Below are 13,672 nucleotides of genomic sequence, written 5' to 3'. Positions count from 1 at the left end.
ACAGTCCCAGCCATGGGTGCTCTCGACCTCGTCGCCGACTGGCCGGTAACGACTGTCGCTGCCGCAGTGGTGGGGCCGGAGGGCATCAGGGCCCAAATCGGCCCTGTGACGCAGCAATTCGCACTCGCGTCGGTGACCAAGCCGCTGGTGGCCCGGGCCGCGCAGGTGGCACTGGAAGAAGGTGCCATCGAACTGGCGGCCCCGGCCGGTCCGCCCGGCTCGACCGTCGAGCATCTGCTGGCGCACGCGTCGGGACTGTCAATGCTTTCCGACGCGGTGATCGCCAAGCCGGGTACCCGTCGCGTCTACTCCAACTATGGCTTCGCCGTTCTTGCGCACACGATCGAGGACGCCGCCACCATCGAGTTCAGTGCATACCTACGCGAGGCCGTACTCGAACCGCTCGGCATGGGTAACACCACGCTGCCCGGTGGGGCAGACACGGCGGGGTATGGGGCCACGTCCACGGTGCTAGACCTCGTGGCCTTCGCCGGTGATCTGCTGCGGCCGCGCCTGGTCAGCGCCGAAACACACCACCGCGCGACGAATGTCGTGTTTCCGGGGCTGGACGGGGTACTGCCGGGATATGGCGTGCAGCGCCCCAACGATTGGGGCCTGGGCTTCGAGATCAAAGGAAGCAAGATTCCGCACTGGACGGGTGCCGAGAACTCGCCGGCCACCTACGGGCACTTTGGGCAGTCCGGCACATTCATCTGGGTGGACCCGACCGTCGATCTGGCGCTGGTCGTCCTGACGGATCGGAACTTCGACGGCTGGGCCAATCAGGTGTGGCCACAGCTGTCTGACGCCGTGCTGGCCGAGTTCGGCTAAGAGACGGTCCCAAACTCTCAGGAAGCCGTTACCTCAAATTCGGTCTCAGGACTGGCGCAACACGCGCACCACGGGGCACAATGGTGTCACAAGGCACATTGATGTAATTCGGTAACACGCTCTGGAAGCTTCGCGAGTCGTTGGGGAAGACGTCCTCGTCGAAGACAAAGGAGCACTACGAATGCACGCGTCGCCTCAGTTCGCCGACTCGACAACCGGCGTGGTGTATGTCCATGCCTCACCGGCCGCGGTATGCCCGCACGTCGAGTGGGCTTTAACGTCAACGCTGACGTCGGCTCCTTCGGCCCGTGGCCTGGAGACGCTCAAGCTGCGCTGGCAGGCCCAACCGGCCATGCCGGGGCAGCTGCGCGCCGTCACCAACTGGGTGGGCCCGGTCGGTACCGGCGCACGCCTGGCCAACGCCCTGCGCTCATGGCCGGTGCTGCGCTTCGAGGTCACCGAGGATCCCAGCGAGGGCGTGGACGGTCAGCGATTCAGCCACGTCCCGCAGCTGGGCATGTGGAGCGGCGCGACGAGCGCCAACGGCGACATCATGGTCAGCGAGATGCGTTTGCGTGGGCTGATGGAATCCGACGCCGGCAGCATCACCTCAGAGCTCGACAACATGCTCGGCACCGCGTGGGATGACGCGCTGGAGCCGTACCGCAGTGGCGGCGACGGCGCCGAGGTGACCTGGCTGCGCGGAGTCGGCTAAGAGCGTCAGCTCTTGCTGGCGTTACCGATCACACGGCTGACGAGGAACGCGACGTAGGCGAGGCCGCCGAGGCTGCCCACGATGCGGGTGCGCCGGAACGCCAGCGCCAGTCCGAGCAACAGCTCGGTGAAGCCGTTTTGGTAGACCCAGCGGCGAGTGTCCTCCGGGAAGGCGACCTTGGAGATGGACTCGAACGGCTGGGGTGCGACGAAGTGTGCGACACCGGTGGCTGCCAATCCTGCACCGCCCGCGCGGAATCCGATGCGGATCAGGTTCGCGATGAGCACCGACAGCCGCTGGAAAAGACTCGGGCCGACCTTCGTCGTCACGAGCGTCGCGGTCGGCTGACCGTCGACAAGCAACTTGAGTGCCTTCTTGCGCCGAAGTGCCATTCCGCAGACTCCCTTGTCAATTATGTGAATGAAGCGTCACTCTAACAGTAGGGGACGGGGACGCAGGCCGTCCATGAGGAGATTCAGCAAGCGACTGGCCTGGGCCACATGCGCGGGCCGGGGGCCACGGTGAAGATGCCGATGAGGGAGGCGGCGATGTCTTCGGCGGTGACATCGGAGCGGAGATCACCCGCCGCGCGGCCGGCGTCGAGAATTGTGGTGATGGCAGCCAGCAGTTTCGGTCCGGGTCTGGACGTGGGCGATCTTGCCGGACTCGATCATCGCCAGCAGCGTGCAGCTGGCCCGCATCGCCGGAGCGCGCGTGATCGGGACCGGATCGGAGACATCCTCCGATTCGCTGCGCGGTCTCGGGGCGGAGCCGGTCGCCTACGGTGACGGCCTGGGGGAGAGGGTTCGAGCGCTGGCTCCCGGCGGTATCACCGCAGCCATAGACCTGCACGGAGTTGAAACAGTGCACGCCGCAAGGGAACTCGGTGTCCCTGACGGCCGCATCTGCACCATCGCCACACAAATCGAGGGCGTGTCTGCGGCCAATGGCGCGAACGCCGCGCAGGGCGCCCTGGAAGAACTGGCCCGGCTGGTCGCTGCGGGCCAACTCCGGGTGCCCATCGCGGCGAGCTTCCCGATCGACCAGATACGCCGCGCGGTCGAGGTTCAGGCCGGGCGGCATGTGCACGGAAAGATCGTCATCGACCTCTAGGCATCGGCTTGCCGGGCGGTGACATCGATGCCGAACGTCTCCACCAGGAAGCTCACGATCGCGGGTGTCACCCGCCGCGGCCAGAAGCGCAGGGTGGCCAGCGTTCCGGCCGAAATTACCTGTGCGCCAACGATATCGATGGCGAGATTGTGTGCGTCTGCCGCCGGGTGCAGCGGGTCGGCGGTCAACGAGAGAATCATCGTCGGCGCGTTTACCGCTCGGCGTACCGCCCGCGGCGGAGCCATCCGCCCCACCAGCATGCCCCTCATGAACGCCGCGGACCGTGATGGCGGCGCGATAAAGAATTCGCGGAGCAAGCCCAAGGTCGGCTGTTCGGTCTCGGGGAACGATCGCGCCACCGCACCGGCCAGCCAGATCAGCGGCCGACCGAGGGTGAACAGCGTGAGCCCGGCCGGCCACAGATAGCCGGCGGTGCCGATGCCCCGTTCCAGGAACGGTCCCTCCAGCAGCAGCCCGGCAACCCGTTCGGGTGCCAATGCCGCTGCCTCGATGGAGACGTTCGCGCCGACGGACGTGCCGCCGAGCACTGCACGCTCGATGCCGAGGGCGTCCAGGGCGCCAATGAGCTGACGCCCCAGGGCCTGCGAGTTGTAGCGGTCGGGTTCCAGCGGGCGCTCATCGGCGGTGGTGCCCAGCAGATCCAGGCAGATCACCCGGAAGCCGCGCGCGGCCAATTCCTTGGCCCAGGCATGCTCCAGGTAGTGCGAGGTGAGGAACGCATGAGACAGCACTACGACGCGGTCCCCGGAACCGAACTGGCGATACGCCAGCCGGTGCCCGTCGACAGAGATTGACGTGCGACGGTGCTCCGACATGCAGGGTCTACAGCGGGATGTTCTTGTGGCGGCCGCGGCGTGAGGGGGCCTCGGCGAGTGCGCGGGTCAGTACCGCGCGGGTCTGGGAGGGCTCGATTTCCTCGTCGACCACGCCGATCTCGATGGCGCGATCCACACCACCGGCGATGCGCTCGTGCTCAAGGGCCAGCTCCTCGTGCAGCGCCTCGCGCTCCTCGGGTGCGGCGGCGGCCAGCTGCTTCTTGTGCAGGATGCCGACGGCGGCCTTGGCGCCCATCACGGCGACCTCGGCGTCCGGCCAGGCGAACACCTTGGTGGCGCCCAATGAGCGCGAGTTCATGGCGATGTAGGCGCCGCCGTAGATCTTCCGGGTCACCAGCGTGACGCGCGGAACGGTGGCCTCACCGAACGCGTGCAGCAGCTTGGCGCCGCGCCGCACCACGCCGCCCCACTCCTGGCCGACACCGGGCAAGTAGCCCGGCACGTCCACGAGCACGATCAGCGGAATGCCGAAGGCGTTGCACAGGCGCACGAAACGCGCTGCCTTCTCGGCGCTTTCGGAGTTCAGGCAGCCACCCAGACGCAACGGGTTGTTGGCCAGCACGCCGACGCTGCGCCCGGCCAGCCGGCCCAGGCCGATGACCATCGACGGTGCCCACTTGCCCTGGAACTCCTCGAACGGGTCGTCCCCGTCGAGCAGCGCGTTGACAATGGGGTGCACGTCGTAGGCACGCTTGGCCGACTCGGGGAGCAGCGCGCGCAGGTCGGTGTGATCGGCCTCGGCGCGGTTGCGATCGAAAACGCCCTGCTGGCAGAAGAACCCGACCAGCTTGCGGCCGCGGGCGTAGGCGTCCAGCTCATCGTCCGCGACGATGTGGCACACACCCGACTTCTTGTGGTGGGCTTCGGGGCCACCCAGGGTGGCCATGTCGACGTCCTCGCCGGTGACGCTGCGGACCACATCGGGTCCGGTGACGAACACGCGGCTTTCCGGCGCCATGATGATGACGTCGGTCAGCGCGGGGCCGTATGCGGCACCGCCGGCAGCGAATCCGACGACGATCGAGATCTGCGGGATGTAACCCGAGGCACGGATCATCGCCTCGAAGACCAGCCCGACCGCGTGCAGGGCCGAAACCCCTTCGGCCAGACGGGCACCGCCGGAGTGCCAGATACCCACGATGGGGCTCTGTTCCTCGATGGCGGTGTCGTAGGCGTTGACGATGTGACGGCAGCCCTCGATTCCCATGGCGCCGCCCATGACGGTGCCATCGGTGCAGAAGGCGATGGTCCTGACTCCCTTGACCGTGCCGGCAGCGGCGAGCACGCCCGAGCGGTCACGCTCGTGCAGCAGCTCGACGGTGCCGTCGTCGAAGAAGGTGGACAGGCGCAGGAACGGATCGCGCGGATCGAGCGATTCGTCGATGGCCTCGGGAGCCAGGATCGTCATCTTGAGCCTCTCTGGTTCTAGTGCTTGACTTCAGTACTTACCGAAGGCAAGCGCGACGTTGTGCCCGCCGAATCCAAACGAGTTGTTGATCGCGTATTTAAAATCCCCGTGTCGCGGCTCGCCCGCAACGACATCCAGGTCGATTTCGGGATCAAGGTTGTCAAGATTGAGCGTCGGGGGGATAACGCCGTCGCGCAGAGCAAGCACAGTCAACACGGACTCGAGCGCGCCGACGGCGCCGATCGAGTGGCCGAGCGCCGACTTGGGCGCGTAGACCGCGGCATGCTGCACACCGGCGACGTGAATCGCGTTGGCCTCGGCGAGATCGCCGATCGGGGTGGCCGTGCCGTGGGCGTTGATGTGGTCAATGTCCTTGGGGGACAAGCCTGCTGTCTGAATGGCGCGTGTCATGGCCGCACCGGCGCGCACGCCGTCGGGGCCGGGAGCCACCATGTGGTACGCGTCGGAGGTGATACCGGCGCCCATCACGCGGGCGATGATCTGTGCGCCGCGGGCCTTGGCGTGCTCTTCTGTCTCGATGACCATGAGGGCACCGGCCTCGCCGAACACGAATCCGTCGCGGTCCTTGTCGAACGGACGAGAAGCCTTCTCGGGCTCGTCATTTCGCGTCGACATGGCGCGCATCATGGAGAACGCGGCGATCGGCAGGGCTTCGATCATGCCCTCGACACCACCGCAGACGATCATGTCGGCATCGCCCATCACGATCTGACGCCATGCGTGTGCGATGGCCTCCGAGCCGGAGGAACACGCCGACACGGGCGTGATGACACCGGCGCGGGCGCCGATCTCCAGGCCCACCACCGCGGCGGCACCGTTGGGCATGCACATCTGAACGGCGAGCGGTGAAACCTTGCGAATGCCATGCTCATTCATGGTGTCGTAGGTTTCGACGATGCGCTCGCCACCGCCGAGCCCGGTACCGATGACGACGCCGAGGCGGTCCTTGTCGATGTCATCGGGCGTGCCGGCGTTCTGCCACACCTGACGGCCTACGTGCAGCGCCATCCGCTGCACGTAGGCCATCCGGCGAAGTTCCAACCGGGTCATGTGGTTGTCGATGGGCTCCTTGAGGTGCCCACCGATCCACACGGGCAGACCGAACTTCTCGACGAATTCGTCTTCGAGAACCTCGATACCGCTCTCCCCGGCGATCAATCCCTTCCACGTGCCCTCGATGTCAGGCGCGATAGAGGTCGTTGCGGCGAGAGCCGTCACAACGACATTGGGGAAGCCACCGTTGGCAGTGGAAGGGGTTGTCACTGGTCCTAGCCCTCCAGCTGCGCGCGGATGTTGGCTGCGGCCTCGGGGTTTTCCTGCTCAAGCTTCTCGATGTAGTTCACGACGTCACCGACGGTGCGCAGGCCCGCCAGATCCTCATCGGGGATCTTCACGCCGTACTTGTCCTCGGTCTGGACAGCGATCTCAACCATCGACAGCGAGTCGATGTCCAGGTCGTCAACGAACGACTTCTCGAGGGTGACCTCGGAAGGCTCGATACCGGTGACCTCTTCGATGATCTCGGCGAGACCGGCGACGATGCGATCTTTTTCTTCTGCGGTGGCCACTCGGTGGCTCCCTTCGGTGTTGTGGACTGCGGATGCAGCCCGGGGTGAACTCTGTTTTTTGGAACTGGACGAGAGGGCAGCTCTGCCCACTCCATCCGGGGTACTACTTTTTGGTGGTTTGGCCGCTTACAGCTCGGCCAGGCCGTCTAAGTCGTCGATGGTCTTCAGGGCGTGGTTCGCGACGCCGCGCATCTCACGCTTGGCGATGCCGGACAGTGCACCCGAGGGCGGCAGTTCCACAACGGCACTGACGGCCTCTCCGCCATTGGCCGTCTTGAAGTACTCGGTGCACAGATCCCAGCGCACCGGGGAGGTGAGCTGGTTGACCAGCTTGTCCATGGCGTCGGCACCGGAGGTGACGGGGGAGCCGTCGAAGTTGGACAGCAGGGTGGTGACGGGCTCGGCCGGCAGGATCGCGGCCGCAGCGGCGGCGTAGGCCTCTTGCGCGGGGGCCATGAAGTGCGTGTGGAAGGCACCGGCGGTGGCCAGCTGGCGCACGCGGGCCTTGGCCGGGGGATCCTCGGCCAGCTTCTCCAGCGCCGTGATGCGGCCGGCGGCGACGATCTGCCCGACGGCATTGCGGTTGGCGGGAATCAGCTCGAGGGCTTCCAGGCGCTCCAGCACCTCGGCCTCGTCGCCGCCCAGCACGGCGGACATGCCGGTGGGGTCCAGCGCGCAGGCCTTGGCCATCTCGGCGCCACGTGTGGCGGCCAGGGTGATGGCATCGTCGGCGGAGATGACCCCGGCGATGGCGTAGGCGGCGATCTCACCCACCGAGTGGCCGGCGACGATGATTTCGCCGCTGGCGGTTTTCTCGTTGAGGTGACCGCGCTTGGTCAGCTCGTCATAGGCCAGCAGGGTCAGCGCGACGACCAGTGGCTGGGTGATGGAGGTATCGGTGATCTCCTCGGCGGTGGCCGTGGTTCCCAGGCGCACCAGATCGAGTCCGCTGGCCTTCGACCACTGCTCAACCTGATCCTTGACACCGGGCAATTCGAGCCACGATGTCAGCATGCCGGGGGTCTGGGATCCCTGTCCGGGAGCGAGCAGTGCAATCACGTGTTTAAGAGAACACTGTGAAGGGCTGTTTCCGCCGTGTAAGAGAAAATGAATCTTGTCTTAACTATTTGTGGGAAGCCTACAAAAAGGCATCCGTTGCGACCCGATCTATACCGTCCCGCAATGTGGGACCTCGCAGGTGACCGGCTAGTAGCCCTTCTAAGTCTTAATGACATTGATTGTGACGGGTGTGACTCCTGGTTCAGGAGTGAACGCACCGGCGTGGTCCTGGACCAGTCTGCCGACAGTTGCCGCGACGCGCAGCACATAGGCATCACGCGGGGACGTTGGGTCTCTTCCGGTGAAATCGGTGATTCGCTTGAGTCGATAACGGACGGTATTTGGGTGAACAAAGAGGGCGCGCGCGCACGCCTCGATGGCGCCGCCGGAATCTAAGTAAGCGTCCAGCGTTTCTGTGAGCGCCGGGCCGGCGTCCGCCAGCGGCCGCATTACTTCGGTATTGAGCGCCGCGATGGCGGCCTTGTCGCCCAACAGGGCACGCTCCGGCAGCAGCTCGCGTGACGAGACCGGCCGCGGCGCGCCGCGCCACCCCGATACCGCATCCATGCCCGAGAGCGCCTCGACGGCGCTCGTGTGCGATGCGCTCAGAGTTCCGGTCGTGGGGCCCACGACCACCGGACCGTCGGAGAAAACCTTGATCAGGTCGGCCAGGAACTTGTCGTGCGCGGTGATCGGGCCCGACACGATGGTCAACAGCCGGGTGCCCTGGATGACGGCCAGTGCCCCACGGCCATGGCGCTGCGCCACCTCGTGCACCAATGTTGTTGCCGTGGCGATGATCTCCGGTCGCGGAGTGCCGACGATGACGGTCGCTGGCGCGTTGGTGTCCCAGTTCAGGGCCGCGGCGCGCGACAGCATGTCCGGTCCGGTGTCGCCGCGCACCACCGCGTCGACCACCGTCGCCTCCAGGCGGGAGTCCCAGGCGCCGCGGGTCTCGGCGGCCTCCGCGTAGGCGCTGGCGGCCCCGAAGGCCAGGTCACGGCTGTAGCGCAGGATGCCCTCGGTGAGTGTCACCAACTGCTCGTCATTGCGGGCGAGCAGGGGCAACACCTCTTCGAAGAACTCCATCGCGGTGCGCACCATGTCGACGGAATGGCGCAGCGCGATGCGTTTGGCCAGATCCTGCGGCACGACCTCGAAGGCCTGCATGGTGAAGCCGACGGTGCCCTCGGGGTCACGGATCCATTCGACGAAGTTGTTGATCGCCGTCTGGACCACCAGTGCGACGCTGGAGCGCTGTGAGGCCTCCAGGTCGGTGAAGAACGGCAGTCGGTCCTCCATGACGTGCACGGCCTCGGTGGACAGCCGCCCGGAGTACTGCTTGATCCGGTGCAGCAGTGCCTCGGGGACCTCGGCCCGCTCCCGCGGCTTGGGTGCCGCACGAAACCCGCGGGGAGAGGTGGCCAGATTGTCGGGCATCCCTAAAAGATACCCCCGAATCCTAGTGGGAAGCTGCTAAATCTCTGCTCTCGGAGACTGATTTTGCAGTCTGCTTCGAATACCGTCGAGCGCCAGATCGAGGCTGTCCCGCAGGACGGTGATATCCATGGTCGCCCGTCCCATCAGCATGCCGCCCTGCAGCGTGGCAAGGACCGTCGCGGCCAGCCGTTGCGGATCTTCGCGCCGGTCGAGGTCGCCGCGATCCTGCATCCGGGTCAAGCCGTCGGCAAGCAATGACTGCCATTGTCCAAACGCGGCGGCAAGTGCCGGCTGATATGCCGGATCGTTCTTGAGCTCGGCGGCCATGCTGCCCAGGGGGCATCCGAACGGGCCACCGGGCACTTCGTGGTTGGCCAGGATTGCTTGGGCCCATCGCTCGACACCCTCCATCGAGTCGATGTGGGAAAGCGTCGGCTGTGCCTGCAAGACAAGCTCGGTTTGACGTTCCACGACCGCTTTCACTAGATAGGACTTGTCCTTGAAGTAGTGGTACAGCTGCGACTTGCCGGTGTTGGACGCGGCCAGTATGTCGTCGAGACTGGTTGCGGTAACACCCTTTTGGTACATCATCTGCGCCGCCGCATCCACGATGGCCGCGCGGGTACGGCGGCCGTGCGCGGTCGCGGGCAGCTTGGTGGCACTTGTTGGTGACGACTTACCTACCATCCTGAACAACATTAGCTGTGAGTTTGGCGCGTCTGAGCCGCCGTATCGAGTAGTGGCCGCTCGCTGCCGGAAACGCGATGATGATCGCCGATAGCGCCGCCATCACCGGATACTGGGTGATCAGCTGGTCCGAACTCCAGTACGTCAGCAGGGTCAACAGCGAGATCATGGCCACGGGTTGGGGAAACAGTCCCACGATCAGGATTACCCCGAGCACCGTCTCCAACAGGGGTATGGCCACGCCGAAAAGTCCCGGCCACGTGCGGAGCACGCCGTCGGAGAAGAGGGTGAAGTACTCCGGCACGCGGGTGTTGGTTTGTGCGCTGTGGGTGATGAGCAGAATGTCCGCCCGGCCAAAGTGTGCGCTGTACTTGAAGATTCCCTCGTGCAACCACAGCGCGCCCAGTGTCACCCTTGCCGCGCCGAGGACGACCGGCGCGGCAAGAGCGATCCATCGTGCGTGAGTTCTCACATCAAGGCTGCCGCGCCGAAGGCTTCCTTGGCCTTGTCGCAGTTGATCAGAACGGTGTCGTACATGGAGGTGTCGACCCCGCCGACGTCGAATGTCTGTGATGCCGTGTCGGAGGCGACCATGCCGAGCTCCTTGCCCGCGCTGACCGCGTTTTGATCCGAGCCCTTCGTCAGGTAGATGTGCAGGTCGGGGCCCTTATCGGAGGAGAACCCGGTCAACTTGAGCTGCCCGTTGGCGATGGTGACTGTTCCGGAGACGTGCTTGCCGTCGACCCCGGTGAACGATCCGGTGCGCGTGCTGGCCTGCGATGTCATGGCTTGTGAGGTCATTGCCTGCGGCGACTGGGTGCTCGGTTGAGCATCATGAGACGGTGCGTTACACGCGGCAACGGCGAAGCCGATGCTCAGAAGTGCTGTGCCAGTGAGAACTTTGAACCGCATGGCGGATTCCTTCCGGGAGGTTTGAGCGGGCGTCCTCGACTGTACCGATTAGTACAATTGGTGTCGACAAAAAAGCGCGAGCATGCCCAAATGTGCGGAAATCGGCCCGAAAACCGCACATTTGAGCAGGCTCGCGCGGGGCGAACTAGGCGCTGCCGGTGTCCTTGAACGAGACGTCGGCGGCCGACACATCGTCGATCTTGTACTGCGCGGCCGCCCTGACGGCGACCTCGCGGTCGAGGGCACCGTCGTCGGCCAGTGCCTCCAGCACCGCGACGACGACGGACTCGGCGTCGGTGTTGAAGTACCGTCGCGCCGCCGGACGGGTATCGGAAATACCGAACCCGTCGGTGCCGAGCGTCCGGTAGGTCCCGGGTACCCAGGGCCGGATCTGCTCGGGCACCGCGTGCATCCAGTCCGAGACCGCCACCTTCGGGCCCTGGGCGCCGTCCAGCGCCTTCGTCACGTACGGAACGCCCTTGGGGCGGTCCGGGTGGCGCAGCGCCTGATGGTCGATGGCCAGGCCGTCGCGGTTGAGCTCACCCCACGACGTCACCGACCACACGTCGGCCGCCACGTCCCAGTGCTCGGCCAGCAGGTCCGCCGCCCGCAGCGCATCGGGCACCGACACGCCGGAGGCCAGGATGTGGGCCTGATGCGTGCGGGCCTCGGGTGCGGCCCGGAATTTGTAGATGCCGCGCAGGATGCCTTCGACATCGACGTTGTCCGGCTCGGCCGGCTGCACATACGGCTCGTTGTACAGCGTGATGTAGAAGTACACGTTCTCGCTGTTCTCGCCGTACATCCGCTGCAGGCCGTGCTCCACGATGTTGGCGATCTCGTAGGCAAACGCCGGATCGTAAGCCACCACAGCGGGATTGGTGCTTGCCAGCAGCAGTGAATGGCCGTCGGCGTGCTGCAGACCCTCGCCGGTCAGGGTGGTGCGCCCCGCCGTCGCGCCCAGCACGAAACCGCGGGCCATCTGGTCGGCGGCGGCCCAGAAGCCATCGCCGGTGCGCTGGAACCCGAACATCGAATAGAAGATGTACAGCGGGATCATCGGCTCGTCGTGGGTCGAGTACGCCGTGCCGACCGCGGTGAACGAGGCGGTGGAGCCGGCCTCGTTGATGCCCTCGTGCAGGATCTGGCCCTGCGCGCTCTCCTTGTACGCCAGCATCAGTTCGGCGTCCACCGAGGTGTACAGCTGGCCGTTGCGGTTGTAGATCTTCAGCGACGGGAACCACGAGTCCATGCCGAAGGTGCGGGCCTCGTCGGGAATGATCGGAACGATGCGGTTGCCAATGTTCTTGTCGCGCAACAGTTCCTTGAAGGTACGCACCAGTGCCATGGTGGTGGCCACCTCTTGCTTGCCCGAGCCCTTCTTCACCGAGTCGTAGATCTCCGAGCTCGGCAGGGTCAGCGGACGCGACGTGTTACGGCGCGACGGCACGAATCCGCCCAGCGACCGGCGTCGATCCAGCATGTATCGGATTTCCGGGGACTCGGGGCCGGGGTGGTAGTACGGCGGCAGGTAGGGGTTCTCTTCGAGCTGGGCGTCCGAGATCGGAATCCGCTGCTTGTCGCGGAAGTCCTTGAGGTCATCCAGCGTCAGCTTCTTCATCTGGTGGGTCGCGTTGCGGCCCTCGAAATGCTTGCCCAGCGTGTAGCCCTTGATGGTCTTGGCCAGGATGACCGTCGGCTGACCCTTGTGCTCGGTGGCCGCACGGTAGGCGGCATACACCTTTCGGTAGTCGTGGCCGCCGCGCTTGAGGTTCCAAACCTGAGCGTCGGTAAGGTCTTTCACCAATTCCTTGGTACGCGGATCGCGCCCGAAGAAGTGCTCGCGGACGTAGGCGCCGTCATTGGCCTTGTAGGTCTGGTAGTCGCCGTCGGCGGTGGTGTTCATCAGGTTCACCAGTGCGCCGTCACGGTCGGCGTGCAGCAGGGCATCCCACTCGCGGCCCCACACCACCTTGATGACGTTCCAGCCGGCGCCACGGAAGAAGGACTCCAGCTCCTGGATGATCTTGCCGTTACCGCGCACAGGGCCGTCGAGACGCTGCAGGTTGCAGTTGACGACGAATGTCAGGTTGTCCAGGCCTTCCGTCGCGGCGATATGCGCCAGGCCGCGTGATTCGGGCTCGTCCATCTCGCCGTCGCCGAGGAACGCCCACACCCGCTGATCGGAGGTGTCCTTGATGCCACGGTCACGCAGGTAGTGGTTGAACCGTGCCTGCATGATCGCGTTCATCGGCCCCAGACCCATGGAAACCGTTGGGAACTGCCAGAAATCGGGCATCAGCCGCGGGTGCGGGTAAGAGGGTAGACCGCCGCCGGCGTGGCTCTTCTCCTGGCGGAACCCGTCGAGCTGATCGGTGGTGAGCCGGCCTTCCAGGAAGGCGCGGGCGTAGATACCGGGGGAGGCGTGGCCCTGGATGAACACCTGGTCGCCGCCGCCGGGGTGGGCGTTACCGCGGAAAAAGTGGTTGAAGCCGACCTCGTAGAGGGCAGCCGAGGAGGCATAGGTCGAAATGTGGCCGCCCACACCGACCCCTGGCCGCTGCGCGCGATGGACCATGATCGCGGCGTTCCATCGGATCCAGGCACGGAAACGGCGCTCGGTGTCCTCGTCACCGGGGAACCAGGGCTCGTTCTCGGTGGCGATGGTGTTGACGTAATCGGTGGATGTCAGCGCTGGAATGGCGACCCGGCCGGCGTTCGCTCGTTCCAGCAGCCGCAGCATCAGGTACCGGGCCCGCGCCGGACCCGAGCGGGCCAACAGGCCGTCAAACGACTCCAGCCACTCGCCCGTCTCGTCGGGGTCGATATCCGGCAGGTACGACGCGACACCTTCGCGGATGACCCGTACACGTCCTGGATTCTCGGATGGACTTGGCGCACTTGAATTTCCGGCCAGATCCTGGCGAGCGAACTCCGTGGTCAACTTTTCTGCTCCTTAGGGGTGGGGGTGCAGATCTCAGTCACAATCAGATCGGTATCCCCATCGTGCCCCAAGTCACTTGCTACTAGCGAGTCTGGTCTCTCAACATGCGGTCTACCG

13 protein-coding genes and 2 pseudogenes are annotated in these 13,672 nt (G+C 65.4%); 3 read left to right on the top strand and 12 right to left on the bottom strand.

Annotated elements, in window-relative coordinates; all coding sequences use genetic code 11:
* The first annotated feature begins 12 nt into the window (after positions 1 to 12).
* Positions 13 to 831: a serine hydrolase domain-containing protein gene (locus tag B4393_RS17185; protein ID WP_078335081.1), complete on the top strand. Its 819-nt coding sequence runs from the start codon at positions 13 to 15 to the stop codon at positions 829 to 831.
* Positions 832 to 1,012: 181 nt separating this feature from the next.
* Positions 1,013 to 1,546: a DUF3145 domain-containing protein gene (locus tag B4393_RS17180; RefSeq protein ID WP_070935259.1), complete on the top strand. Its 534-nt coding sequence runs from the start codon at positions 1,013 to 1,015 to the stop codon at positions 1,544 to 1,546.
* A gap of 5 nt (positions 1,547 to 1,551) precedes the next feature.
* Here the strand turns inward: B4393_RS17180 and B4393_RS17175 are convergent, their stop codons facing one another.
* Both B4393_RS17175 and B4393_RS17170 read right to left on the bottom strand, forming a co-directional pair.
* The gene (locus tag B4393_RS17175; RefSeq protein ID WP_078281616.1) at positions 1,552 to 1,938 is read right to left on the bottom strand and encodes a DoxX family protein; all 387 of its coding nucleotides are present in this window, start codon (positions 1,936 to 1,938) and stop codon (positions 1,552 to 1,554) included.
* A 36-nt stretch (positions 1,939 to 1,974) separates the two neighbouring features.
* Positions 1,975 to 2,232, bottom strand: a pseudogene (locus tag B4393_RS17170) (SbtR family transcriptional regulator); the annotation flags it as partial.
* Between B4393_RS17170 and B4393_RS17165 the strand changes: the two are divergent.
* Positions 2,228 to 2,659, top strand: a pseudogene (locus B4393_RS17165) (zinc-binding dehydrogenase); the annotation flags it as partial. The pseudogenes B4393_RS17170 and B4393_RS17165 sit on opposite strands and share 5 nt — an antisense overlap.
* Here the strand turns inward: B4393_RS17165 and B4393_RS17160 are convergent.
* From B4393_RS17160 to aceE, 10 genes are all read right to left on the bottom strand, one after another.
* Positions 2,656 to 3,495, bottom strand: a complete 840-nt coding sequence (locus B4393_RS17160; protein WP_078335080.1) for an alpha/beta fold hydrolase — start codon at positions 3,493 to 3,495, stop codon at positions 2,656 to 2,658. The pseudogene B4393_RS17165 and the gene B4393_RS17160 sit on opposite strands and share 4 nt — an antisense overlap.
* 7 nt (positions 3,496 to 3,502) lie before the next feature.
* A complete protein-coding gene (locus tag B4393_RS17155; protein WP_070935252.1) occupies positions 3,503 to 4,924 on the bottom strand; it encodes an acyl-CoA carboxylase subunit beta in 1,422 nt (473 codons plus the stop codon).
* Between the two features lie 30 nt (positions 4,925 to 4,954).
* On the bottom strand, positions 4,955 to 6,208 hold the full coding sequence (gene kasA, locus B4393_RS17150) for a 3-oxoacyl-ACP synthase KasA (RefSeq protein ID WP_070935248.1): 1,254 nt from the start codon (positions 6,206 to 6,208) through the stop codon (positions 4,955 to 4,957).
* Positions 6,209 to 6,213: 5 nt separating this feature from the next.
* Positions 6,214 to 6,513 (bottom strand): meromycolate extension acyl carrier protein AcpM, encoded by a 300-nt coding sequence (acpM, locus tag B4393_RS17145; protein WP_030095371.1) that lies wholly within the window; start codon positions 6,511 to 6,513, stop codon positions 6,214 to 6,216.
* Between the two features lie 126 nt (positions 6,514 to 6,639).
* Positions 6,640 to 7,572 (bottom strand): ACP S-malonyltransferase, encoded by a 933-nt coding sequence (locus B4393_RS17140; protein WP_078281613.1) that lies wholly within the window; start codon positions 7,570 to 7,572, stop codon positions 6,640 to 6,642.
* Between the two features lie 159 nt (positions 7,573 to 7,731).
* A complete protein-coding gene (locus B4393_RS17135; protein ID WP_070935246.1) occupies positions 7,732 to 9,012 on the bottom strand; it encodes a PucR family transcriptional regulator in 1,281 nt (426 codons plus the stop codon).
* Positions 9,013 to 9,048: 36 nt separating this feature from the next.
* Entirely contained in the window at positions 9,049 to 9,699 is a 651-nt protein-coding gene (locus tag B4393_RS17130) for a TetR/AcrR family transcriptional regulator (protein ID WP_078335079.1), read from the bottom strand.
* Positions 9,689 to 10,171 (bottom strand): DoxX family membrane protein, encoded by a 483-nt coding sequence (locus tag B4393_RS17125; protein WP_078335078.1) that lies wholly within the window; start codon positions 10,169 to 10,171, stop codon positions 9,689 to 9,691. The genes B4393_RS17130 and B4393_RS17125 overlap by 11 nt, the downstream gene beginning before the upstream one ends.
* The gene (locus B4393_RS17120; RefSeq protein WP_078335077.1) at positions 10,168 to 10,611 is read right to left on the bottom strand and encodes a DM13 domain-containing protein; all 444 of its coding nucleotides are present in this window, start codon (positions 10,609 to 10,611) and stop codon (positions 10,168 to 10,170) included. The genes B4393_RS17125 and B4393_RS17120 overlap by 4 nt, the downstream gene beginning before the upstream one ends.
* 145 nt (positions 10,612 to 10,756) lie before the next feature.
* Positions 10,757 to 13,555 carry a pyruvate dehydrogenase (acetyl-transferring), homodimeric type gene (gene aceE / locus B4393_RS17115; protein ID WP_078335076.1) on the bottom strand — a complete coding sequence of 933 codons (2,799 nt, stop codon included), beginning with the start codon at positions 13,553 to 13,555 and terminating at the stop codon, positions 10,757 to 10,759.
* Between the last annotated feature and the right edge of the window lie 117 nt (positions 13,556 to 13,672).

It is taken from the genome of Mycobacteroides franklinii (assembly GCF_002013895.1).
Lineage (GTDB): Bacteria > Actinomycetota > Actinomycetes > Mycobacteriales > Mycobacteriaceae > Mycobacterium > Mycobacterium franklinii.
This window is presented reverse-complemented; position numbering and strand designations above follow the sequence as displayed.

Excerpts from the sequence above, each read along its gene's own strand:
- B4393_RS17180 (WP_070935259.1), top strand. The coding sequence starts at position 1,013 with ATGCACGCGTCGCCTCAGTTCGCCGACTCGACAACCGGCGTGGTGTAT.
- B4393_RS17130 (WP_078335079.1), bottom strand. The coding sequence starts at position 9,699 with ATGGTAGGTAAGTCGTCACCAACAAGTGCCACCAAGCTGCCCGCGACC.
- B4393_RS17155 (WP_070935252.1), bottom strand. The coding sequence starts at position 4,924 with ATGACGATCCTGGCTCCCGAGGCCATCGACGAATCGCTCGATCCGCGC.
- B4393_RS17175 (WP_078281616.1), bottom strand. The coding sequence starts at position 1,938 with ATGGCACTTCGGCGCAAGAAGGCACTCAAGTTGCTTGTCGACGGTCAG.
- B4393_RS17160 (WP_078335080.1), bottom strand. The coding sequence starts at position 3,495 with ATGTCGGAGCACCGTCGCACGTCAATCTCTGTCGACGGGCACCGGCTG.
- B4393_RS17185 (WP_078335081.1), top strand. The coding sequence starts at position 13 with ATGGGTGCTCTCGACCTCGTCGCCGACTGGCCGGTAACGACTGTCGCT.
- B4393_RS17135 (WP_070935246.1), bottom strand. The coding sequence starts at position 9,012 with ATGCCCGACAATCTGGCCACCTCTCCCCGCGGGTTTCGTGCGGCACCC.
- B4393_RS17120 (WP_078335077.1), bottom strand. The coding sequence starts at position 10,611 with ATGCGGTTCAAAGTTCTCACTGGCACAGCACTTCTGAGCATCGGCTTC.